Genomic DNA, 23953 nt, shown 5'->3' on the forward strand with positions numbered 1-23953 from the left:
TCAACGTCGTCTGGATATAAGTTCTGGATATAAGTTAGGGCAACTCTTCTGAAGGCATCTCTGTTTGATATTTACCGTCAGCCAGATCAATCGGGGAAGAGTCTAGAACGTGGGTTTGCTGAGGAATACCGATTTTAATGCCATTGGCTTCTAATGCCTTGCGAACTCGTAAGCGAAACTCTCTGCCGACAGCCCACTGCTGAATCGGTACGGTCTGAATCCAGGTTGTGATGGTCATCCCGCTATGGGAAACGCTGTCGATCCCTAACACTTCAGGCAAGTCCAGGATCTTATCATGCCATTCCGGATCATGATACAGTTCTTGAGCAACCTCTCGCAGCACTGATAGTGCCTTCTCTGGATCGGTTTGATAAGCTACATCAATGCTAAAGTTTACCCGTGACCAGGTTCGGGTCAGGTTCTTTACTTCAGTAATGGCACTATTCGGAATTGTAATCAACTCACCATCACCGCTACGGAGTTGAGTAATTCTTAAGTTAAGGTTCTCCACCAGTCCTGAAACTCGCCCTAAATCAATCACATCTCCGATCGCATATTGGTCTTCAGCTAAAATCAAAACGCCATTTACTAGATCTTTCACCAGGCTTTGAGAACCAAACGACACTGCCAAACCCAGCAAACCACCGATCGCCAAAATGGAACCCGTAGGAATTCCCAGCACTCTCAAAATCCATAAAAGCCCCGTTGTGGCAATCAGCACCGTGACCAACCCTTTTACGGCTCCAGCGATCGTGGAGGTGCGTAGTTTACGGCGTTGAGTGTCACCCAAATCGATAAAGTTGACGAAATTATAGTTTTCCCAGGTCATTTTCAGCCGATCGATCAAGCGAAGACTAATTCGGATCGTCAAACCCGTCAGAAACCAGATGCCCAGCAGTTCGATCGGCAGACCGAGTACGGAAGCCTTGTATTGCAGCAATCCAGGCGTGTTGCTAACAAACCAAAATATTCCCCAGTACCAGATCAAAATGAGCAGCCAGAACAACAGCCATTGCAATAGATTGAACAGCCCTAACTGTTGCTCTAGCTTGAACGTTCGTCTTAACCTTTGCAAAAGTTGGGTTCGTTCAGCAGCAAACTGTTCCTCTGGGGAACCCTGGAAGGGGTTGGATTGGGGTTCAGTTCGCCCATCTAACTGCCCTGCCGATCGCCCATTTGCAGCGGTGGATTCGTTGAATCCTTGCTTCCGCTGGCGTAGAATCGCTTGCCGTCGGGAGATACTATATTTCCCTAAAAAGATCATGCCGGTTGCTGCCATTAGCCCCAACACCGTTTGAGCCAACTTGCCAAGGTAACGACTCAAGGCATCTACAGAAAACTGGTTGACTCCCTCCTCCAACTCTTGCTGGAGGATACTACGCCACTCTGCTGCCAGCGTCTCGATCGGTTTACCATTGAAGTCTGCATCCAGATCTGTCACCGATACAAGAACCAATGGACGAGTAAACTCCTCATCTCGTGCAACAATGATCGTGACATTGTTTAGCTGAGACACCTCAACGACCAGAGTTTGCGGATCTTTAAATCGAGTGATGGCAAGCCACAGGCGATCGTGGATTTCTTCAGCTCGCGCTTCGACCCGTTGAGCGGAAGCGGAAGCATCCATACTGCGGTCATGAACGGTGGAAGAGGCGATCGTAAACAGCGTTCGTCCATTTAGGGGAGAAGTCACTGAAGTTGTTTCAAAACTGCCATAGCGACTCACATTTCGCGGTGGGTCAACACTGTTACTTTGACCAAAATCATTGGGCAGGGAAAACTGAGCATGGCCGACATGACTCGTTGTCAAGATCAAACTGAACGTCAGGAACAACAACAAACCTAAGAAAAGATATCGCTTGGAGGATAGCAATGGAGATTGTGCAGTTTTGTTGTATTTCATTCTGCTCACTATGACGCTTTGACAACTCTATGGGAACAGGTTGTGAAAGCTAGCGATCGCAGTCTGCTGTCGGCGTGTAAGCGATCGATGCATATCGTCCATCGGTGGTTTGGATAGCAACACAGTTTCCAGTTTCCAGTTCCGTCCAGTTACTATAACTGCTGTCATCCGAGTGAGCTGTATTTCGCCATTCATAGCCCCGTTCACGAAGTTCATTCTCCGCTTGTCCGGCGCGCGCTCCGACCAAATCGCTGAGGGCAGGAACGGTTTCGCCATACTCAACCGATGAAGCTGGCTCACCTTCTGATGTCGTTTCCCAGTAAACGAAAATTGACTCGTCCGCTAATCGGAAGATTTGCCCAGCATCCCCCAATCCCGACTCACGATAAACGGGATTGCCGGCCGCATCGACAAAGTTTCCAGGCTGATCACCAACGGGGCTAAACTCATATACTCTGCCATCTGGTGTTCGAATCGTGATATAACCCTGGCGTTGAGAGAAGGTGCAGGAACCCCAAGACGAGGCAGAATCTTCTCCGATCGGATAAAAGTCGCAACGAGCATCTACAGTATCTGCCTTTGCCAACGATGTCATACTAATCGATGCTAAAGACACAATTGTTGCAATCAAAACCGTGTATATTTTCATCTTTTTGTATAGCTTTTGTAGCGAGTACGATAAATAGAGTGGATTATAGAATAAAACGAACTTTCTTCATTTTTGTACACTTTTTACCGTGTATAGTCAGTGTACAACAGTGAATCAACTAATCAATATAGTTCCTTTTCACAGTTGCGTAAATGCAGCCGCCGCAAACTTAACTCTTTCTAAAGGAGCAAACTAAAAGATTAAATCGAAGGGTTGGTTCAATGCTGATTCAGATTTTCATTCTATAGCTGTAGTCACAGTAGTTAGGACAAATTTAGAGGTAAAAGCCCCGCAGCGCGGGGCTTTTACCTTCCTAATCTCAGTGCGTAGCACTATATATAGGCATTTTCAGTTGTATAATGCCTCATCTAAGATTTACCGTTGCTCACGCGGAAAACCTTAGGAGTCATTCCCGTATACTGCCGAAACCATTTACCCAGATGGCTATGGCTGCTAAAGCCACACAGTAACGCAATCTCCATAATTGATAAATCGGTGGTTTGAAGTAAACGTTTGGCGCGATCGATCCGCTGCTGAAGAACATAGCGATAGGGCGAGACTCCAGTGGATTGCTTAAAGAGCCGACTGAAGTGAAACTGGCTCAGTTGCAGTGATTCAGCCAGATCAGCCAGTTGAATTTCATCGGCTAAATGTTCACGAACGTAATCTGTCACTTGCAGCAATTGGCAGTCATTCAGCCTTCCTTCATAGGTTGTGGAACCCGATCGCAGGGCTGAATAGTTTCTGAGCAAATGAACTGCTAAAACATTGGTCAATGATTCAACATACAGTTTGCCTGCGGTTCCGCCAGTACGCAGTTCGTTGAGCAGCATCATGCTCACTTGCTCAATCTCAGGACTTCTGGCTCGAAATTCGGGTAGTAGCTCCACGCGATCGGAGTCCACATCGATCGCAGTTTGTGCCACCTGTTCTAGAAGCTGAGAAGCGATCTGAATTCGCAAGTAACGATCGTCCTGATTCCATTGACTGAATAGAACTGAGCCAGCGGGAGCAATGGAAATATCTCCTTTCCCAAACAGGCTGATATGGCGACGATTGGCAATGGTCTGGAACAAACGCCCCGGTCGCGGGTTCAGTGATAAACAAAGGGTGTGTTCGGCTACATTTTCATACCTTTCCTCCCCCGGAGGCTGATGAAACTCTTCCAGCACAATATTCTGCCAACCATAGGCTTTGCTAGAAATAACCGGGGGTTGGAGTCCTGTCTCAGGTTGAGCAATTCTGTCTGAGGATGTCACGGCTAACTGCGCGGAAGAACCTTGCTACATACTTTAGTCTAATGGATCGGAGCACGATGGTTTTCTGCATGGTTTCCTATCCTGCCAAACTCACCGCAAGAACCTGATAGTTGAGCAAAGTTTGAGTAGTTTGACTTTATTACATTTCTTTAAATTATAGGCCGTGAATCAATGTGCAGTAGAGAGGCGCGGCAATGGTGACAAAGATATTGACTCGATCGCAGGTTGGCATTGAAACCCGCGAATTCCTGAAGCTTGCAGTCCCCCTAGCCAGTGCCTAGGTTGCTCAAGCCGCCGTTGGGTTTGTTGATACGATTATGATGGGGCATTTGGGCGCAGAAACCCTGGCAGCAGGAGGGTTAGCTTCAACGACTTTTCAGCTTTTGCTCAATACCGCAAGTGGATTAGTGATGGCCGTCAGTCCCCTGGTTGCAGCCGCCTATGGATCGGGACAAAAAGCAAAAGTTGAGCAAATTGCACGTCAAGGTCTATGGTTAACCCTATTCCTTGGTATTCCCCTCATGGTTGCGATCGGACATCTGGATGCAGTACTACGTTTTCTCCAACAGCCTGCACCACTGGTTTCCCTTGCCGATCGCTATTTTGACTTTATCCTGTGGGGTATCTTTCCAGCCTTAGGATTTGCCATGCTCAGGGGATATGTTTCTGCCCTTTCACAAGCTCATGTTGTTACTGTAATTGTCATGATCGGAACGTTGTTCAATATTGCCGGGAATTATGTTCTGGGTTTTGGTCAATTGGGTTTTCCGCGCATGGAGTTAGCAGGGCTGGGATTAGCAAGTGGGTTAAGTTTCTGGCTGATGTTCGTAATCTTTTTGCTGTATGTCTTGAAACATCCGCAGTTGAAGGAATTTCGCTTCTTGAAGGATTTTTATCAGTTGAAGCCTCGTCTGTTGAAACGGCTGGTGGTGATTGGTGTGGCGATCGCCGTTACGATCGTGCTGGAATACGGTTTATTTGCCGCTATTACTTTTCTGATGGGAATTTTAGGAACGGAGTTTCTGGCAGCTCACCAGACAGCTTACCAGACTGCAACTGTGATTTACATGGTTCCCTTAGGAATGTCCTATGCCGTGACCGCCCGTGTGGGGCGGTGGTTTGGGCTGCAAGACTGTCAGGGTACAAGACGTGCGGGTTATGTGGGAATTGCCAGCGTGGCAACATTCATGGTTTTGATGGCGATCGTCTTGATCTTTTATCGTCAGCAAGTCATCGGTATCTATTTAGATGTTCGTAATCCAGACAATGCTCACATCATCCAATTAGCCGTTCCCATCCTGCTGATTTCAGCCCTAGCCCAACTCCTGGACGGCATCCAGCGGGTGGCAATGGGCGCGTTATACGGACTACAAGATACTCGCATTCCCATGCTATTAAGCGGAGTTGCTTTTTGGGGAGTAGGTTTAACGAGTGGTTATTTACTGGGATTTCTTCTGGAACTGCAAGGGATTGGCTTGTGGATTGGGCAGTCGATCGGTGTCGCTGTGGCTGGAGTCTTTTTTGTCTGGCGGTTTCATCGGCTAACCGCTCAAAGCGGAAAAACTGCCACTCAATAACTTCTCGATCGCACTGAACGCTAAACCAGAATAGTGGTGATTTGAGCAGGGTGGGCATTGCCCACCCTACGGTTTTTATTCGATCGCACTTTAGCTCTTGACCAGGAACTTAGATAGTCCAGAGATCCGTTCGAGTACCATCATCAGCAACGCAGTCGCCACAATCAAAATACCCGAAACCGCCGCCGCACGCACATCCAAATCATTCTCAATCATCGACCACATCCGAATCGGCAGCACCTCAGTTCTGGCATCTGAAAGGAACAGCGAAACGGTAATGTTATCGAATGAACTCAGGAATGCCATGAACGCCCCCGTAATCACACCCTGCTTAATTAGAGGCAGCGTCACCTTAAAGAAAGTGTAGGTCTGGCTGGCTCCTAAAACCGTTGATGCTTCCCGCATAGAGGAACCGAGTTGGGTCAAACTGGCGAGGGTGGTTCGTACCAGGTAGGGAATACAGATTACCACATGGCTGATGATCAGTGTGAAGACAGAAAGCCGAACTCCAATCATGCTGAAGTAGGTCAGCATCCCTAAACCAACCGCAATTCCCGGTAATGCCAGGGGCGACATGACGAGGGCATCCATTGCAGCCACCCACCGGGCCCGACTGCCTGCCATCGCCAGGGAAGCACATACCCCCAGCACAACGCAGATCAAAGTCGTCCAAATTGCAACCTGCAAACTTGTCACTGCGGCTGACCACAGTTCGGGATAGCTAAACAAAGCTGTGTACCACTGGAGGGATAATCCGGGTGGCGGGAAACGCATGGTTTGAGCAGAACTAAAGGAAACCACGAGGACAATCAGGGTGGGAATGGTGAGGAGCAGCAAACTAAACACTGCAATTCCGCCAATGACCCAGGAAAATGAAAGGCGATCGAACTTTTGGCGTTGTTTTGCAGAAGCAGCCGATCGAGATACAGACTGAGAAACAGCAGGATTAGCGGACATATTCACGACTCCTTTGACCTAATGCACTCAACCCAAACACAACTAACAGCACCATTGCCAGCAGAATTGCAGAAATGGCAGCCGCAAACGGACGATTCAGTAACACCACTCCTTGCTGATAAATCAACGTTGGCATATACATTACCTGTCCCCCCCCAATGATGGAAGGCGTGACAAAGGAACTGACCGTCAGCGCGAACACCAGCAAACAACCAGAAATAATTCCAGGTAAGGTCAGGGGGAGAGTAACTTTCCAGAAAGTGCGCCAGGCTCCACCCCCCAAACTGGCAGAGGCGGCTGCCAACCGGGGATCAATCTGCGCCAGAGAAGCAATAATCGGTAAAACCATGAGTGGGAGCCAGATCTGCGTCATGGCAATCATGACTCCTTTGTGGGTAAACAGCAAGCGAATGGGTTCTTCAATGAATCCTAAACCCTGGAGGAATGAATTCACTAATCCTTGTCGTCCGAGAATCACAACCCAGCCAAAGGTACGAACAACAGAGCTGGTGAGTAGCGGTAGCAGGATCAAAAAGGTGAGAATTCCTTTCCATTTGGCGGGGGCATGATGATACAAATACGCGACAGGATATCCCAAAATTAAACAGCCGATTGTCACCTGGACACCCAGCCAGAAGGTATCTGCCAGCACTTTGAGATTAATGGAATCCTGAAAGAACTGCAAATACTGGCCCAGGGACACGCCACCCTCGCGGGATTGGAAGCTGGAGGCGAGGAGAACGACGAGCGGAGCAACATAAAACAAATGCAGAAAGATTGCTAACGGCAGGGCTAATTGGGACTCACGGGGAGCCAACAGCTTGGGAATTTTCATCTTAGATTCTGACCTCCTATACTTGCACTTCTCGATCGAACCGTTCAATCCAGGCAGTCCGATTTTTGTTGATCTCGTTCCAGTTCAATAACACCAACTTGTCCAGTACCTCAGCGGAACTATCTCCCAGCTTGTCTTCCAGCAACCCCGACAGGGAGACATTGCGGTTAGAGGGCAGGAAGTAGTACGGTTCTGACGACATCGCCGTTTGCACTTCTGTACTGAGGGCAGTATTAATAAAAGCAGCAGCCAGTTCCAGGGAAGCACTGGTATTTTTGACAATTTGCTGGGCTGGACGCAGGGCAATTCCGCCTTCCCGGGGCATCACCCAATCAATATCTGCACCTCTGGCTTTCAAAGCAATCACATTATTCAAATCGTGGGGCGCGATCACCACTTCCTCTTGCTGAAACAGGGTTGCCAGGGCTCCAGCATTAGAGGCAATCCCAGCCAGGTTCGGCTTGAGTTCTTGCAGGGCTGCAAAGGCAGGTTCAATGTCCATCTCGCTACCGCCATTCATTTTGGCGATCTGTACCATCAGGGAAGTCCCCTGAGTCGTTTGCATTCCCTGCATAGACACGCGCCCTCTGTATTGGGAATCCCACAAATCTTCCCAGGAGGTTGGCGGTGTGGAAACAAGGGTTGGATTGTAGGCAATGCCCATCACCTGCACACCCGTCGTGGGGCCCCATCCCTCTGGATTTTGCAACTCCGGCAGCACCTCGTCGTAGTTCTCAACTAAATCAACGGGAAGTTTTTCAAATAGTTCATCTCTGGGGGAAGCATTGAACGGGCCTTCATCCAGTAACGCCACATCGAAGGGCGGATTTTGGGGAGCGGCGGTCAACTGAGCGACTTGCTCCAGAGACACCATCGGAGTCAGGCTGACATCACCTCCAGTGACTTCCACAAAGGCGGGCACTAAAACCTCACGGTAAAACTGCTCCCAACTTCCAGCAAAGCAAGTGGCAACTAAACTACCGCCGATCGCCCCGGTTGCGGCACCATTGGTTGCGACAGTTGAACTAGTTCCACCGCAGGCTTTAAGAAGTAGGCTGGTTCCGGTAAACAATCCGGCTCCCAGGACAGCCCGACGAGATAGGCGATTGAAATATGGATAGGTCATACCATCTTTCTCCGTAATATCAAAGATAAACAATGTCTGAACAAAGGCAAGATAGTTTATGGAATCGAACCAGAACGAAAAATGGACGATCGGAGAAATACGTCATCCCTAAACCTGAACAATGCGATCGAATTGCTCAACCCATTCAGTGCGATTTTGGTTAATGGTTGCCCAGTCCATCAGTTCCAGCTTTGTCAAAATCTCGTCCAGGTTGCTTCCCAACTTCTGAGCAATTTCTGCTGGAATCGGGACATTTTTATTGGTGGGTAAAACGTAGTTCGTTTCCACCATCTGGATTTGCACATCCTGGCTTAAGGCTGCATCAATATAGGCCGCCGCCAATTCCACGCTAGCCGTAGGATTTTTGACAATGCTCATCATGGGAGTCAGGGCAAATCCGCCTTCCTGAGGCAGTACCCAATCGATGTCTACGCCTTTTTCTTGCAACAGACGAACACTGTTCAAGTCGTGCGGTGCGATCACCACTTCCCCCTGTTCAAACAGAGTAATCAGTGCGCCAGAGTTTGCCACCACTCCCGCCAGGTTTGGAACCAATAACTCTAATTCAGCAAAAGCTGGATCAAGATTATCGGCACTGCCCCCTTTCATCTTGGCGATCTGCTGCATAAAGCCGATCGTGTGATTATTCCGCATGGCCATCAATGCCACCTGACCTTTGTACTCCTCATTCCACAGGTCAGCCCAGGAGGTCGGCGGGGTTGTAACCACGGTCGGATTATAGGCAATTCCAACGGCTTGTACACCAATTAAAGGGCCCCAGGTATCAGCCGTCTTAAACTGATCAGCCAGATCATCATAATTCTGGAGCAGATCGACGGGGAGCTTTTGGAATAACTCCTCTTTGGGCACCCCCTCAAACACACCGGAATCCAGCGATACCACATCAAAGGGCGGGCTATTCGGTGAGGCTTGCAGCTTGGCGATTTGGTCAGCGGAAACGGCCGTAACCAGGGAAGCCTCTGCCCCAGTGTCCGCCGCAAATTTGGGAACGAGAGTACCCCGATTAAACTGTTCCCACGAACCCGGTAAAGTGGTCGAGATTAATGTACCTCCTGCCAGGGAGTTGGTCGCCGATTCGCTGACCGGACTGGCCGTTGAACGACTTGCATCATCTGGACTGCTGGCTGTATTGGAACCATTCGCGCATCCCTTGATGACCAGACTGGCTCCTGTAAACAACGTAGCCCCCAACATCGCACGACGGGTCATGCGAAAAAGTTCACGGTTTGACATAATAAATGTCCTTAATTTGAGAAGAATGGAATTAAACGTGCGTCAATCGCTTCAGTTTGGAGGGAAAATAGCGCAAGCCTGAGGCGAAACCAGTTCCAGATAGATTTGTTCACCAGGGGTCAAGGGGGGGAAACCTGGAATTCGAGGTTGCGTCACCTTCACCTTCGTATCTGGCGCGATCCGCACTTCATAGGTCATGACCGCTCCCAGGGGCAGGCAAATTTCCACCGTGCCAGGTAAGCAGTGCGCGCTGGGTTCCGTTTGAACTCTGAAGTTTTCTGGTCGAACTGCAAACAAAAGATCTCGATCGTCGGGCAATGGGACATCCTTGTTGATCATTAAACGACCGCCTCCTGGAAGCTGAAGCAGACGGCTGGTAGCATCCTGTCCGACCACCTGAGCTGGCATCAAATTGCAGGTTCCCACGAACGTACTCACGAACAACGTTTCAGGTTTGTCGTAGATTTGACTTGGAGAAGCAAACTGATGGATTTCACCCTGGGACATGACTGCAATGCGATCGGACATACTCATGGCTTCTTCCTGATCGTGGGTGACAAGAATTGCCGTCACGCCCTGTTCAGAGAGTAATCGCCGAATCTCAATCTGCATATCCAGCCGCAGATTTTTATCCAACGCGCTGAAGGGTTCATCCAGTAGCATCAGCTTCGGTTCCACTGCCAGGGCCCGGCGATCGCCACCCGCTGTTGTTGTCCGCCGGATAGCTCACTGGGATACCGTTTGGCTAAATGTCCGAGCTGCACCAATTCCAGCATTTCACCGACTTTATTAGACACTCGACCTCGCGGCATTCCCTTGGCACGTAACCCATAGGCGATATTGTCCCAGACGCTCATATGGGGAAAGAGGGCATAGTTTTGAAACACAATGCCGACCCCCCGCTGATTAGGGGTTAGTCCACCCACCGACTGACCATCAATGCGAATTTGTCCCGAAGTTGGCGTTAGAAATCCAGAAATGATCCGCAGCAGCGTAGTTTTGCCGCAACCGCTTGGCCCCAGCAGCGAGATAAATTCTCCTGGCTTGATGTTCAGGTTAATATCCCGCAGGGCCACCATTGCCCCAAAGCGGTGCATGATCTGCTCCAGGGAAAGGCTATGTCCTTCATGGGCTATCGAAGCTTGAGTGGGAACTGGCGTAACGATCGAACTCATTTGCTCTACTGACTCCATTGGTTTGTCCTCTCAAGGTGGTTCAAAGCATACAAACGAACGTGAAAATAAGGTGAATAGGATAAGTGCAAGTAAATTTCCTAAAAATGAATGCTAGCAAGTTGTTTAAGCCACACCATCAACTCAAACAGCAGGCATAGGTAAAGGAAACAACTCACCAATTTTGGTGTATTCGATCGGGCCGCCCAAACGAGTGATTGGCTTCATTTGTACTGTGTCAACCAAACCTAGCTCAGGTCGATACAAATCTTCGCGGACATGAAAACGCAGGACTCGACCCAACACCATGACATTCGTTGCGCCTTCTACAGGTACAATCTGCGTCACCTTACATTCCATCGCCACCGTTGCAGCAGCAATGCGGAAGGGGCGTACATCAAGGGCAGGAACCATTGCCAGATTTGCTGTTTCAAACTCATTTACCTCATAGGGAAATTCGATCGCCGTTTGAATCATTGCCTCTGACAGGGATTCATCCACCACATGGCAAACAAATTCATCCACCTCTTTGATATTGCGGAGTGTATCCTTTTCCCGCGGTTCTTTCCGGCGATAGGCCACGGAAAACATCAAGGTGGGCGGAAAACCTGCCACCGCATTAAAGAACGAATAGGGTGCAAGATTTGGAATTCCACTGGAACTAATGGTAGAAACCCAGGCGATCGGACGAGGTGCAACAACGCTGGTCAATAGATGATAGGGAGCCGGATCGGTCATTTCCTCCGGCACGAACGAGAGCATACTGGGTTCCGATATAGTAGACGACAGGGTGGCGGACATAGGGCTACATCTTTGTAAATATCAATTGGGAACGACACTTGTAGGGTGGACATCTTTGCCCGTTCTTGTGGGGTGGACATCCTTGCCCGTTCTTGTGGGGTGGACATCCTTGCCCGCCCAGTCCATTGAGTATCATGCTCTCAGCGATCGCTCCCCTGCCTACACTTGAATTTCTCGGTTGAATTGCTCAATCCAGGCCGATCGCTGCTGATTAATGGTTGCCCAATCTAACGTATTTGCCTTGCCCATGAAGTCAGCAATACTGGATACGCCCATCACCTCTTCAAACTCAGGCGGAAAATCAACGGTGCTGTTTGCCGGAATATAGAAATAGGGATCTCCGACGACCGCTTCCTGGGCCTCTTTACTCAGCATGGCATCAATGTAAGCTGCCGCCCGATCGACTCCCGAAGCAGGATTACTCACCATATTCAAGCTGTACCGCGCTGCAATAATGCCGGACTCTGGCAATCCCATTTCGATCGGCAGTCCCCTCGCCTTCAAATTCATCACATCGTTGTGCCACATCGGCGCGATATCAATTTCTCCTTGTTGGAAAAGTGTCAGTAATGCGCCGGGGTTCGCTGCAACTCCATTCACATTCGACAAAATTTCCCGCAGAGCCGCAAAAGCAGGTTCAATATCTGATTCACTCCCACCGCGCAGCTTTGCCAGTTCCACCATAAACGACGTTCCCAATACGCTGTTCATGCTCACCAGACCAATCTGCCCTTGAATGTTGGGATCGAACAGAATATCCCAGGAATCTGGGGGCGTTGAAAACCGTTCTGGATTGTAGCCCAGCACTACCCCCTGGGCATAGAAGATGGGAGCCAGACCTCGATCGTCAATGAAGGATGACTCAACATCAGCCGCGTTGGGACTTTTATCGGCTGGGAAAGGCTGAATCAAGCCCTCTCTCAGGGCAATATCGTTCTGCCCATCATCCAAAATCACCACATCGAAGGGAGGATTGGTGGGCGATGCCTTCAGCCGCGCCACTTGCTCAAACGCCAGTAACGGTAGGGCACTCACCTTGATTCCTGTCTCTCGATCGACGATCGGGGCTAACTTTTCTCGAAATAGGGTATCCGTTGTACCTGGGAAGGAAGCCACCACAATTTCGCCTGCGGTAGTACCTCCCCCCCCTCCAGCTTCAGCTTCAGCGGTAGCTCCTCCATTCGATGAGGCACAGCCCTTGAGCGCCCAACTGGCTCCCATAAACAACCCCGTCCCCAAAACGGCTCGACGAGTCATGCGGTAAGTCGATCGGCTAATCATATTTAACTATCCCTCCATTGAACAATTCTTCTGAACCAGGACTTACTCCGTCACTTGTTTACCCCTGAATCGATTGACTGGTGCTGCGCGAGAATTGTATGCAAAAAGCGTACACAACCTGTGCAAAACCAATTGCACAAACCCGTACTTCGTCAAACTGCTTCAAACGCTAATTCAGCCATTGTCAAGAGAGTTGCAACAAATAACCGTATTGCTCAACACACTTTTTCAACCGAAAATTAGTTTGAGTAGCAGTGTAAGCCGAATCAAGTTTTGCAATACGCCACGATGAACAGTGTCCGTTAAAAACACCAGATCGTAGCTTTGGATACAATTATCAGGGAGTGAAACACTGTACAAAATCTGTATACAACTCTTGTACACAGATTATCACGACAAAAAAGTAGTAGAGGCTACATTTGAACTGAAATGTCATGAATAGCAGGGCAAGATTTCAGTGCAGATTCATCCTGGATGGATTCGTCCAAACCCGATCGCCGCTACGGTATGCATCGATCGCAACAAAACTGAGATGAAGGTTATTTCAATAGGATTTTTGCCATGGCCAGCAGTCGGCAGCAACCTCAAACCAACCCTAAACCCACCGAAGATTTTATTTACACTGACCTGTACAACGCCATTTGTGAACGTCATTTGCCCCCTGAAACGAAATTGGGCGAGGCAATGCTGGCCGAACATTATGGGGTCAGCCGCACCATTATTCGCCAGGTACTCCTGCGGTTATCGAGCGATCGTCTGGTCAAGTTGGAACCCCGTCGCGGTGCATTTATTGCTCGGCTCACCCTGGAGGAAGCCCGGCAAATCTATGAAGCCTGGCGGTTAGTGGAAGCGGCAATCATTCAAGATGTGACTGTGTCGATTTCGCCCCAGGAAATTGCAGAGTTACACTCCCTGGTTGCCGCAGAACGGGTTGCCTGCGATGAACAGAATTATCCTCTGCTACTGCGCTTATCTATTCAATTTCACATGCAGTTGGCTGACCTGTGCAGCAATCAATTTTTAGGACGATTTCTCAAGGAGTTAATTCCCCAAACCTCACTGGCTTACTTCTACGAAATTCACAAAATGCCGATTTGCACTAAAGATGAACATCGTGAAATTTTAGAATGTGTCATTGCAGGAAACGCAGAGGCTGCTGTTAATGCGGCGAGACAGCATCTAGATGGTATTGAGGCTGCCCTGAATGCCCGTGCCACCCTCGATCGACAAATTAGCCTGGCAGACAAGCTAAATGCTGGAATTTTGCCGCAGCGTAAAGGGCATGGGGATGATTTTTAAGGATGTTTTATGAGGGGGTTTTGTGAGGGTGATTTGTAGTAATATTACGATTGCTCTGACTGTCGAATCCAGTTGCGAATAGTGCTGTGGCTGATGCCAGTCAGCTGTTCAATTTTGCGTATATTCAACCCAAGTCGATGCATTCGCAGGCAAATCTGTTTGGCATCGTCGGAATATCCTCTTTGGGTATAGGAAGCAATAAACTGACATCCGCAGTCTTTACATCGGTAGTTTTGCTTGCCGCGCCGATTTCCATTTTTCTGTAATTGTATCGACGTACATTTGGGACACTGCATGGCAATCTCTGCCTCAAAACAATCCTGCTATCGTGAGCCGTGTTTCAGGGATAGGGGACACGCACCAACCCGATTTCAGTCCTATTCAGGTTCAGTTTGACGAACCATCTGAGAGAAGCATCCCATTGAGGCAAATCGATCGACTTCCATAGCGCAGGCAACTTGCCTGCCATTCAATAAAGTGCCAGTCGCTATGCGATTACATACAAAAATTGTATACATAAAATTGTATAGCGTATTCTGTATACAATCAATAGGAACAAGAAAAATCCGTCGAGATTTACAGATCACAAATGCTGGATGGCATTCTTCACCTGTTATCCCAACGGAACAGTTCTGGTCTTGCAACGATCAGGAAAATTTGGCTACTCCTGCTGTCGCTTTGAGAAAAATTGGAAGCTGAAAAAGCCGATCGCAATCATCGCCAGAGAGAACAGAGTGGTTAACGTTCCCAGTGCGTAAAGTGCGGGAGAAGTCACGTTTGTTGTCATCCCAAAAATTTCCAGGGGCAGGGTATTTCGTTGTCCAGAAATGAGGGAGGTGCGGGTGAATTCATCGTAGGACAGGGTGAAGCCAAGCAGCCCAATCCCGATCAGGCTGGGCAAAATCAGCGGAAAGACAATTTCCCAGAAGGTGCGACTATCGCTAGCACCCAGATCGCGGGAAGCTTCCTCATAGGAGGGATTAAACCGATTAAACACCCCCAGCATAATCAAAAAGGCAAAGGGAACCGTCCAGGTCAAATGGGCCCCCAACCCAGAGGTAAACCAGTTAGTAGGAATTCCCGTCACCTGAAAGGCAATCCCAATTCCCAACGAAATCAAAATGCTGGGCACAATCAGGCTGGCGATCGTCAGATAAAACACCACCACTGAACCTTTAAAGCGATTACGGAAAGCGAGTCCTGCCATCACGCTGACGGCAGCGGCAATTAAAGTAACCACTAATCCTAAAATGAGCGATCGCTGGAAGGCATCCACAAAATTGCCGACTCGCTGCTCCTGGAAGACCTGTCCCAACCAGTAGAAGCTAAAGCCACGCATGGGGAAAGTCAGGGTTCCCTGGGGCCCCTGGAGCGACAGGATGAAAATCCCCAGCATCGGCCCGTAGAGGAACAGGACAAATAGCCCGAAGAAGGCCGCTAGAAAGTAGAAAGAGAGAGGGCGTTTGGGCATGGGAGTGAGGAGTGAGGGGTGAGGAGTGAGGAGTGAGGAGTGAGGGGTGGGGTAGGGGTAGGGGCAAATTGCGATTCGCCCTTATCAGTGAGGAGTGAAGAGTGAGTAGGGTGGGCAATGCCCACCAGGAGAAAGTGAGGAGTAGCGAATGAATGCAATTCACCTCTACAGTTCCTTGCGGATATCGACAACCCGCAGAATTGCCATCACCAGCAACAGGGTAATGATCAATAAAATCACTGCATTGGCAGCCGCCAGGGGATATTGAATACTGCCAATTTGCGTCTGAATCAATTTACCCACAGAGGCCGCCTGTCCCCCGCCCATCAACCGCACCGTGACAAACTCACCCATCACCAGCGTCACGACAAAAATTGAACCGATCGCAATTCCTGGAGCTGACAGGGGCAAAATCACTTCTTTGAGAATCTGAAAACCAGAGGCTCCCATATCTTCAGCCGCCGTAATCAGGCTGCGATCGATCCGCATCAAGCTATTGAAGATGGGAGCAATCATGAAAAAGTTAAACAAATGCACCATCCCCAGGACGATCGCAAAATCGGAATAGAGCAACCAGCTAATCGGCTGCTGGATTAAACCCAGATTGAGTAATGTACTGTTGACTAACCCTTCCCGTCCCAAAACTGGAATCCAGGAAATCATCCGAATAATATTGGAAGTCCAGAAGGGAATGGTGCAGAGTAAAAACAAAATAATTTGCCATTTCTGGCTTTTGATGTGGAATGCCAGAAAGTATGCCACTGGGAAAGCAACGGCCAGGCAGAAAAACCAGACCAGAATCACATACTTAAAGGTATTCAGATACGTCCGCAACGTGACCTGAGATGTAAAGACACTGATGTAGTTATCCAGCGTGAAGTCAGGCACCATCGAGTATCCGGTGAATTGCCAAAAGCTGACGATCACAATCATCAGAATGGGAAACACCAAAAACAAGAGGAACACCAGGGTTTGAGGAGTCACCAGCGCATAGGGTTCGATCGCTTTCCAGGCTTTAGAATTCATCTGACTCAACCCTATGCCGCAATAAACTCATTCCACTTCTGCACCAAATACACATTCTCCGGCATGGTGGAATTCCAGACGACAATGTTGCCAAACCGCTCCTTGAAGGAACCACCGTCCCGCACGGCTCCGGCAGACTCTAGCTTGTCCCCGAAGGGATCGATCATATCTTCGGCTGCGGCCTTGCCTTCATACCAGAAGTCGTATTCTGCTGCCGACATGAACTTCCTGGCATTCTCTGGAATCGCGCTGTAGTAGCCCTGACGACCCAGGAACGCACCCACCCAGCCATCCAGCATCCAGTTGAGGTATTCATAAGCGGCATCTAGCTCCATTCCAGAGAGATTTCTGGACAGACCCAGTCCACCTCCCCAGCCTCGATAGCCTTCGTTCAATGGAGCATAAACACACTGAATGCCCCGCGACTTCACAGCCGTTACCGCAGGCGACCACATGGATTGCAGCACAACCTCACCAGAGGACATCAGGTTCACGGATTCGTCAAACGTTTTCCAGAAAGCGCGGAATTGTCCAGCTCGCTTCCGTTCAATCAAAATCTCAGTGATTTGATCAATTTCCTCGCGGGTCATGTTGCCCTTATCGCCAAACTTCATCAGCCCGGCTGCCTCTGCCACCATCGCTGCATCCATAATGCCAATTTGAGGAATATCCAGCAGTGCCGTCTGCCCTCTGAAATCCTCGTCAAATAACTCTGCCCAGCTTTCAATCTCACGTCCCACCAGATCCGGGCGATAGCCGAGGGTGTCCGCATTGAACTGGAAGGGAATCAGGGTGGCGTAGTCTGTGGGAGTGGTCGAAAACTCAGTGGAGTCTGGCCCAGTCAGATACATCACCCGATAGGGAGCCGTTCCCTGGGAATCTTCTACGGGCGCACCTTCAAAGGTTCCCTCGGTAAAGAAGGAAATGATCTTGTCAAAGTCGGTAATCCGGCTCACATCGATCGGCTGCAAATTGCCAGAGGGAATCACCAGTGGCAGGCTAAAGTATTCCCCATCAAAAATGTCGTACTGTCCAGGCTGAGTGATGGCGATCTGGTTGTTTTCTTCCGTGCTGAGGGCGCGAACTTCAATGTTGAATCCCAGATCTTCCTGGGCCTTGTCCCGAATCTGGTTAATTTGCGATACGCCCGTGCCGATAAACCGCAGGGTGACATTTCGGCTCTGGTTGGTATTGACCTCTGGCCCCTGGGCTGGATTGTTTGGGGTTCCAGCAGGGGCTTCCGATTGGGTTGTGCCACCTGCACAGCGAGCGACGGCAAATCCGGCTCCAGCCGCTAATCCAGTTTTGATGAGCTTCCGACGAGATACGTTAGTCATGATGGTATTGCTAGTAAATAAAGAAACAGCAGCAGGGTTAAACGTTGCCCTGGGCAGCAATCACGCCAGCGATCGCCAACCCGTTTGTCACCCAAATGAGTGATGCAAACAGAATTAGTGAGATAGGAAAATACAGTCCTCAGCAGCCCAGGTGACATTCACCACTTGCCCTTCGTTGAACGGTTGTTCCATCCAGTCTGAAGTCCGCGCCTTATACAAAATTTCTTGTCCCGTCCGCTCCAGGGCCAGGGTGGCACGGGTAATGTATCCGGTAAATTCGATCGCCACAATCCGAGCAGTCACTTGATTGTGATTGGACTCCGTTACAGAAGATGCTACCTCCAGAGGCGTTAAATGGACGCGATCGGCTCGTATCGTGCAGGCAGCATTGGCTTCCACCTGAGCATAGTCTCCCTGGCAGAAGAAGCTCCCCAGGTCTGGAACGTTCAACTGTACCAGATAGTTTTGCCCATTCTGTACCACACTGATCACCTTACCCATAAAGATATTGTTATCTCCCGTGAAGCGAGCCACAAATTGGGAGATGGGCTTGGCAAAAATCTCCTGGGGCGTTCCCACCTGATCAATCCGTCCATGATCCATGACTACAATTTGATCAGATAGGGAATAGGCTTCATCATGGTTATGCGTCACTTGAATGAACGTCATGCCGAATTGCTTCTGTAAGCGACGTAACTCAGTGCGCGTCTTAATGCGTAGATTTTCATCCAACGCGCTGAGGGGTTCATCCAGTAGCAGCACCTGAGGGCGTGTCACCAGGGCCCGTGCCAGGGCAACCCGCTGTTGCTGTCCACCACTGAGCTGAGCAGGTTTGCGCCGAGCGAAGGAACTCAATCCCACTATTTCTAGCATTTCACTGACTCGATGCTCCCGTTCCGCCTTGGAAATCCCCTTCATCTTCAGCCCAAAGTCTACATTGTCCCAAACGGTTTTATGGGGAAACAGGGCATAGCTCTGGAACATCATGGAGGTGCTGCGCTTGGTGGGGGGCAGATCATTCACCCGCAAATCTCCGATATAGATATCACCGCTAGTAATATCTTCGTGCCCTGCAATCATCCGCATCGTGGTAGTTTTCCCGCAACCACTTGGCCCTAATAAGCAGCAGTAGGAACCGGGCGGAATTTCCAGATTAATATTTTCTACAGCGGTGAAAGAACCATATTTTTTTGTAACCGATCGCAGCAAAATACCTACCGTTGTGGCGGGAACTAATTCATGAAGTTCCGCCTCATCGATTTGAGGGGAAGGCATTCCCACGGTTGTAGAAGTTGAAGCATTAGTCATAGCGTGGGGTCGGGTAAAGGTGCTGAGTCAACGATGAAGCGAACCGGATCGAGCCATACACTACTACAAACCTTTCCTGGCTTATAGAATGTGTTTCAGAATACACTTAGACCATCAAAAGCGCGCAAGAGTTTTGCAATTTTTAAAGACGAGCACCGTCCCAGGAAAAATTAAACGAGATGTTGCAGAGCTGATTGACTAGTAGACCTCGGCAGCAACACGCCCACCTTTCGTAGTGCAGGCTTCCAGCCTGTGCGGGCAAGATGCCCGCTCTACGGTTGCTCAATTCACGCTCGCTTCTACTAGACAAAACCCCAGCCCCAACCCCTCTCCCAGAGCAACTGAGGGACTGCAAAGCCACAGCCTGGTTTGCATCTCCTGGGGCGGGAATTTTGTTGGGAGCAGGGACTTGAGGATGAGAAGAAAGTTCTGTCAGTCAACTCGATCGCAGAGATGCCTGCGATATCTATCTCTCTATATCCCTCTACGGACTACGGCAAGCTAACGGACATAGTAAAATTGAAAGCGCAACTTCTGGAAAAATTTGCATACAAATCTTGTACACAAACCCACCAGGGGAGAAAGTAGTCGGGGCTACCGTTTTGCTGAAATCTTGATTTATTTAGAATGTTTTTGGATTTATGAAAATCGGGCATTGACTGGACATTGACTGGACATTAAGTGCCTATGCGAAACTTGCTAGAGTTTTCGGAATCCATCCCTCCTGACGGGTTTTCCGATCGGTTCTAACCAGATAGGTTCCACGTCGTTGCCATTCGGCGATCGTCTCCTGCGGTATTGAGTGGATTGTGGTATGAATCATCTTAGTTACCTTTTCACTGGCATCATTCCACACCTCGTTCAGCGGTGCAGGGTTTAAGGAGGGATGAAAGCGGGTTTGTAAATTTACCTTGTAGTCACTCCACCATTGCCGATTAATATGGTTTTAGACATTGAGGGCGTTTTCTCAAATCAATCCTGTTTCATCCCATCATCTTCCACTGTTTCTCACGTTAGGACTTTCACTATGGTCAGTATTCGGCGGCAGTCAAAATCGGATCCCAAGCCCACCGAAGACTTCATTTACACCGACTTGTACAATGCCATTTGCGAACGCCATCTACCGCCAGATACGAAGTTGGGTGAGGCGATGCTAGCGGATCACTACGGAGTGAGCCGTACCATCATTCGCCAGGTGCTCCTACGGTTGTCGAGCGATCGACTGGTGAAGCTGGAGCCAAACCGTGGGGCGTTTGTGTCCCGGTTGTCGCTGGAGGAAGCCCGGCAAATCTACGAGGCCTGGCGGTTAGTGGAAGCAGCTATTATTCGGGATGTTACCCGATCGATCACTCCAGAACAGGTGGCTTCTTTGCGCGCACTGATTGCCGCTGAACGGGTTGCGTGTGATGAACAAAACTATCCCCTGCTGACGCGCCTATCGACTCAGTTTCATATGCAGCTCGCTGACCTGTGCAGCAACAAGTTCCTGAGCCGGTTTTTGAAGGAGCTGATTCCGCAAACTTCTCTGGCTTATTTCTACGAAATCCGCAAGATGCCCGTGTGCACCAAGGATGAACACAGTGATATTTTGGAACTGATCGTCGCGGGAAATGCGGAGGCTGCCGTCGAAACCGCTCGCAAGCATTTAGATGGCATTGAGGCGGCCCTGAATGCCCGTGCCGCAGTCGATCGGCGGATCAGCCTGGTGGACAAGCTAAATTCTCGACTTTCTTCTTTGTCCTGAGGCTTGTTTACCTTGAAGGTTACATGGGCGGGCAAGCTGCCCACCCCATAATGCTTTCAGGTTAGTCGTTATTCAGTGATGGTTCAAGCTTCTGGCTCGATCTCTGGAGTCGGAGAACCGATGTTGTAAGGCAGGAGCCAGTTGAGCAGAATTGCTGTCAGACCACCGGTGGAAATTCCGGAAGAGAGCACATTGCGAATCAGGGCGGGTTTGCCCTCCAGGATTTCCGGTACGTATACTACACCCAGCCCTAAAGCCAGCGATGCCGCAATAATAATCAGTGCCCGTCGATCGATTTGGGTAGAAGCCAGGATATTGATGCCAGCAACTGCGATCGACCCAAACATGATGATTGTGGCTCCACCGAGAACCGGCTGAGGGATGGCCTGGAAGATCCCGCCCACCAGAGGCAGTAAACCGAGCAGGGCAAACAATCCAGCCACATAAAATCCGACATAGCGGCTACCCACGCCCGTCATTTGGATTACCCCGTTGTTCTGGCTGAACGTCGTGTTGGGAAATGTGTTGAAAATGGCGGCCATCAGCGAGTTGATGCCATCTCCCAGGACTCCACCCTTAATCCGACGAAAGTAGACTGGCCCTTTAATCGGCTGTTTGGATACGGCTGAGGTCGCAGTCAGGTCGCCGATCGTTTCAATCGCCGTAATCAGGTACAGCAGGGCAAAGGGAAGATAGGCCGCAAAGTCAAAATCCATCCCATAGCGGAACGGAATCGGCAAGCGCACCAGGGGTAAATCACTTAATGCACTGAGATTCACCATTCCCAACGCCAGGGAGATGATGTAACCAATGGCTAATCCAATGGCGATCGATCCCATGCGCAGGTAGCGGTTGCCCATCATATTCAGCACAATGATAATGGCCAGCACAAACCCACCCAAAGCTAAATTTTGGTAGCTGCCAAAGGTTTCGTTTTGCTGGGCGATCGCCCCTCCTGCCAGGCTAAACATGCCTGTGCGAATCAGGCTCAGTCCAATAATCAAAACCACCGTACCCGATACCACCGGGGTAATAATTTTCTGGGCCAGGTGAAGAAATCGGCTCAGAATGATTTCTACAAACGCGCCGAAAAAGCACAATCCAAAAATCAAAGCAAGGGCCTGTTCTGGGGTTTGTCCGGCTCCCGTTGCGGCTGTTCCCACCCCGATGATCGGCCCCAGGAAGGCAAAGCTCGTGCCCTGCAAGCTCAGTAACCCCGAACCCACCGGGCCAATGCGCCGACATTGGATAAAGGTTGCGATACCGGAAACAAACAGCGACATACTGATGATGTAACTGGTCGTTGCCGCATCCGCCCCCAGGGCCGAACAGATCAGCAACGGTGGTGTAATGATCCCCACGAAGGATGCCAAAACGTGCTGCACTGCTACAAACAGTGACTCAACAACCGGAGGGCGATCGTCCAGTCCATAGAGTAACTCTGAGCCAGGTGTGACTGGAACCGCCGCCTGGGTTTCATCAACAGTAATTTCTTGATTGGATTGGGCCATGTATCCTCCAATAATCTAAATCATGGTCTGGAAATGAGCGTTTCTGGATCACCGCAGAGGGCCTGCCATAATCACTTTGGTGATAGCATCCGTGACATCGGTTGGTTTTTCCACTGCCAGTTGGCTATACCATTCCTGAGTAATCGCTGGATCTTTTCCGTGAATTTGTTCAGCCCGTTTGCGAGCTTTTTGGACGACTGCATTCGCTCGTTCAGTGCGTTCCATTTCGTACCGCTTCAGGGCATATTCAACGCCCAGATTGGTTGTCATCAGGTATTGCGTCAACACCCAGGCATCTTCCATCGCCTGACACCCTCCCTGACCCATATCCGGACAGGTGGCATGGGCTGAATCTCCCAGTAACGCAACCCGACCTTTGACATAGCGATCGATCGGCCCCACATCGTGAATTTCAGGACGAGCCACTTCATTGGGATCAAATAATTCAATTAAGGACTGAACGGGAGCTGCCCAACCCTGGAAGTGTTCTTTTAGTTCTGCTTTATAGGTTTCAGGATTGGCAGGTGTCCCTTTTGGTAGGGGCACATCAAAGAAAAAGTAAAAGCGATCGCCGGCAATGGGCATCATGGAGACTCGTTTGTGATCACCGACGTAGATAATCCAGCAATCCTTCGGGGCCAGGGCTGCATCGGCAGGCACTAACCCATTCCAGTTGGTATAACCGCCGTATTTCGGTTCAATCTGCTGCCCTAATACATGCGTCCGCAGAATCGATCGAATTCCATCGGCTGCGACGACCAGATCACCCTGCGCTTTATGACCATTTTCAAAAATCGCCGTTACGCCCTTCCCATCTTCTTCTACGCCAATACATTTATGCCCCAGCTTCACCTCACTGGGAAAAGCTGCCAGCAGCATGGTCTGCAAATCCCGACGCGCCACTGGATACGGTCGCTGACCGACGGTATGGATCAGGGGAGAGAGCGTAATGTTATTCAGCAGTTCTCCCGTTTTCGTGCGGTATTCCATCCGCTCCATTTTGCCGCCAATTTTTGCCATCTCCGCCCCTAAACCCAGGCGATTCAGCACCTTCACGCCGTTTGACCATAGGGAAATTCCGGCTCCTACGGGGCGTAGTTCTTGAACGCGATCGTATACTTCGACTTCGTATCCTGCCTGCGACAGCGCAATACCAGCCGTCAGCCCACCAATTCCAGCGCCGATCACCACCACTTTAAGGTTGTTCATGCTGCTTGTCTCCAGAAAAATCTACTTGCCATTGTGCAGGGTGGAGGCTGGTACACCCAAAAATCAAAACAATCCATTGCACCTGGTTCATGCCTAAAAGAAAAAATAGAGATAAATATTTAGGAGCTTTTTCCTTGCCCTAAAGATGGAGGTCAGGCAGGCTTTGCCCCTTCAGATCCGCACTAAACCAGACAAGCTGAAAATTTGCAATGTAAACAGTAAACGAGAGTCAAT

At 49.7% G+C, this 23953-nt stretch carries 21 protein-coding genes and 1 pseudogene; 3 read left to right on the forward strand and 19 right to left on the reverse strand.

The features are described 5' to 3' along the window. Nucleotides 1–34: 34 nt before the first annotated feature. The 3 genes from ACM1PF_RS09205 to ACM1PF_RS09215 all read right to left on the reverse strand — a co-directional run bounded on the left by ACM1PF_RS09205 (nucleotide 35) and on the right by ACM1PF_RS09215 (nucleotide 3811). On the reverse strand, nucleotides 35–1810 hold the full coding sequence (locus ACM1PF_RS09205) for a mechanosensitive ion channel family protein (RefSeq protein ID WP_416674181.1): 1776 nt from the start codon (nucleotides 1808–1810) through the stop codon (nucleotides 35–37). 142 nt (nucleotides 1811–1952) lie between these two features. Then, on the reverse strand, nucleotides 1953–2498 hold the full coding sequence (locus ACM1PF_RS09210; protein WP_416674182.1) for a hypothetical protein: 546 nt from the start codon (nucleotides 2496–2498) through the stop codon (nucleotides 1953–1955). Nucleotides 2499–2920: 422 nt separating this feature from the next. Continuing rightward, nucleotides 2921–3811, reverse strand: coding sequence for a helix-turn-helix domain-containing protein (locus ACM1PF_RS09215; RefSeq protein ID WP_416674183.1), 891 nt, complete (start codon nucleotides 3809–3811; stop codon nucleotides 2921–2923). A 293-nt stretch (nucleotides 3812–4104) separates the two neighbouring features. Here ACM1PF_RS09215 and ACM1PF_RS09220 point away from each other — a divergent pair. After that, nucleotides 4105–5388: pseudogene (locus tag ACM1PF_RS09220) on the forward strand (MATE family efflux transporter); the annotation flags it as partial. Between the two features lie 90 nt (nucleotides 5389–5478). On the opposite strand, the gene ACM1PF_RS09225 reads toward ACM1PF_RS09220, so the two are convergent. The 8 genes from ACM1PF_RS09225 to ACM1PF_RS09260 form a co-directional block, all read right to left on the reverse strand. Further along, on the reverse strand, nucleotides 5479–6345 hold the full coding sequence (locus ACM1PF_RS09225) for an ABC transporter permease (RefSeq protein WP_416674185.1): 867 nt from the start codon (nucleotides 6343–6345) through the stop codon (nucleotides 5479–5481). Then, complete coding sequence (locus tag ACM1PF_RS09230) at nucleotides 6335–7180, reverse strand: ABC transporter permease (RefSeq protein WP_416674187.1); 846 nt, start codon at nucleotides 7178–7180, stop codon at nucleotides 6335–6337. Before ACM1PF_RS09230 ends, ACM1PF_RS09225 begins: the two co-directional genes overlap by 11 nt. 16 nt (nucleotides 7181–7196) lie before the next feature. Continuing rightward, a complete protein-coding gene (locus ACM1PF_RS09235; protein ID WP_416674189.1) occupies nucleotides 7197–8306 on the reverse strand; it encodes an extracellular solute-binding protein in 1110 nt (369 codons plus the stop codon). Nucleotides 8307–8414: 108 nt separating this feature from the next. Continuing rightward, nucleotides 8415–9560: an ABC transporter substrate-binding protein gene (locus ACM1PF_RS09240; protein WP_416674191.1), complete on the reverse strand. Its 1146-nt coding sequence runs from the start codon at nucleotides 9558–9560 to the stop codon at nucleotides 8415–8417. Between the two features lie 51 nt (nucleotides 9561–9611). Further along, a complete protein-coding gene (locus ACM1PF_RS09245; protein ID WP_416674192.1) occupies nucleotides 9612–10223 on the reverse strand; it encodes an ABC transporter ATP-binding protein in 612 nt (203 codons plus the stop codon). Continuing rightward, nucleotides 10223–10753, reverse strand: a complete 531-nt coding sequence (locus ACM1PF_RS09250) for an ABC transporter ATP-binding protein (RefSeq protein ID WP_416674194.1) — start codon at nucleotides 10751–10753, stop codon at nucleotides 10223–10225. The genes ACM1PF_RS09245 and ACM1PF_RS09250 overlap by 1 nt, the downstream gene beginning before the upstream one ends. Before the next feature lie 123 nt (nucleotides 10754–10876). Then, nucleotides 10877–11533, reverse strand: a complete 657-nt coding sequence (locus ACM1PF_RS09255) for a flavin reductase family protein (protein WP_416674196.1) — start codon at nucleotides 11531–11533, stop codon at nucleotides 10877–10879. Nucleotides 11534–11692: 159 nt separating this feature from the next. Beyond that, nucleotides 11693–12814 (reverse strand): extracellular solute-binding protein, encoded by a 1122-nt coding sequence (locus ACM1PF_RS09260; RefSeq protein ID WP_416674198.1) that lies wholly within the window; start codon nucleotides 12812–12814, stop codon nucleotides 11693–11695. Between the two features lie 561 nt (nucleotides 12815–13375). On the opposite strand from ACM1PF_RS09260, the gene ACM1PF_RS09265 reads away from it, so the two are divergent. Next, entirely contained in the window at nucleotides 13376–14113 is a 738-nt protein-coding gene (locus ACM1PF_RS09265) for a GntR family transcriptional regulator (protein ID WP_416674200.1), read from the forward strand. 44 nt (nucleotides 14114–14157) lie between these two features. Here ACM1PF_RS09265 and ACM1PF_RS09270 read toward each other — a convergent pair whose 3' ends face one another. The 6 genes from ACM1PF_RS09270 to ACM1PF_RS09295 form a co-directional block, all read right to left on the reverse strand. Continuing rightward, entirely contained in the window at nucleotides 14158–14409 is a 252-nt protein-coding gene (locus ACM1PF_RS09270; protein ID WP_416674202.1) for an IS1/IS1595 family N-terminal zinc-binding domain-containing protein, read from the reverse strand. A gap of 365 nt (nucleotides 14410–14774) precedes the next feature. After that, complete coding sequence (locus ACM1PF_RS09275) at nucleotides 14775–15584, reverse strand: ABC transporter permease (protein WP_416674204.1); 810 nt, start codon at nucleotides 15582–15584, stop codon at nucleotides 14775–14777. Between the two features lie 165 nt (nucleotides 15585–15749). Further along, nucleotides 15750–16610, reverse strand: coding sequence for an ABC transporter permease (locus ACM1PF_RS09280; RefSeq protein ID WP_416674206.1), 861 nt, complete (start codon nucleotides 16608–16610; stop codon nucleotides 15750–15752). 11 nt (nucleotides 16611–16621) lie between these two features. Continuing rightward, nucleotides 16622–17947, reverse strand: coding sequence for an ABC transporter substrate-binding protein (locus tag ACM1PF_RS09285; RefSeq protein WP_416674208.1), 1326 nt, complete (start codon nucleotides 17945–17947; stop codon nucleotides 16622–16624). Nucleotides 17948–18061: 114 nt separating this feature from the next. Continuing rightward, nucleotides 18062–19222 carry an ABC transporter ATP-binding protein gene (locus ACM1PF_RS09290; protein WP_416674209.1) on the reverse strand — a complete coding sequence of 387 codons (1161 nt, stop codon included), beginning with the start codon at nucleotides 19220–19222 and terminating at the stop codon, nucleotides 18062–18064. Nucleotides 19223–19940: 718 nt separating this feature from the next. Continuing rightward, complete coding sequence (locus ACM1PF_RS09295) at nucleotides 19941–20078, reverse strand: hypothetical protein (protein ID WP_416674211.1); 138 nt, start codon at nucleotides 20076–20078, stop codon at nucleotides 19941–19943. Between the two features lie 204 nt (nucleotides 20079–20282). On the opposite strand from ACM1PF_RS09295, the gene ACM1PF_RS09300 reads away from it, so the two are divergent. Then, nucleotides 20283–20999, forward strand: coding sequence for a GntR family transcriptional regulator (locus tag ACM1PF_RS09300; protein ID WP_416674212.1), 717 nt, complete (start codon nucleotides 20283–20285; stop codon nucleotides 20997–20999). Between the two features lie 83 nt (nucleotides 21000–21082). On the opposite strand, the gene ACM1PF_RS09305 is transcribed toward ACM1PF_RS09300, so the two are convergent. Both ACM1PF_RS09305 and hpxO read right to left on the reverse strand, forming a co-directional pair. After that, entirely contained in the window at nucleotides 21083–22510 is a 1428-nt protein-coding gene (locus ACM1PF_RS09305) for a nucleobase:cation symporter-2 family protein (RefSeq protein WP_416674214.1), read from the reverse strand. 48 nt (nucleotides 22511–22558) lie between these two features. Beyond that, entirely contained in the window at nucleotides 22559–23719 is a 1161-nt protein-coding gene (gene hpxO, locus ACM1PF_RS09310; protein WP_416674216.1) for an FAD-dependent urate hydroxylase HpxO, read from the reverse strand. Nucleotides 23720–23953: the final 234 nt, after the last annotated feature.

Origin of the sequence: Egbenema bharatensis FJBBOT/2019 (assembly GCF_048077055.1) — a bacterium.
Lineage (GTDB): Bacteria > Cyanobacteriota > Cyanobacteriia > Elainellales > Elainellaceae > Egbenema > Egbenema bharatensis.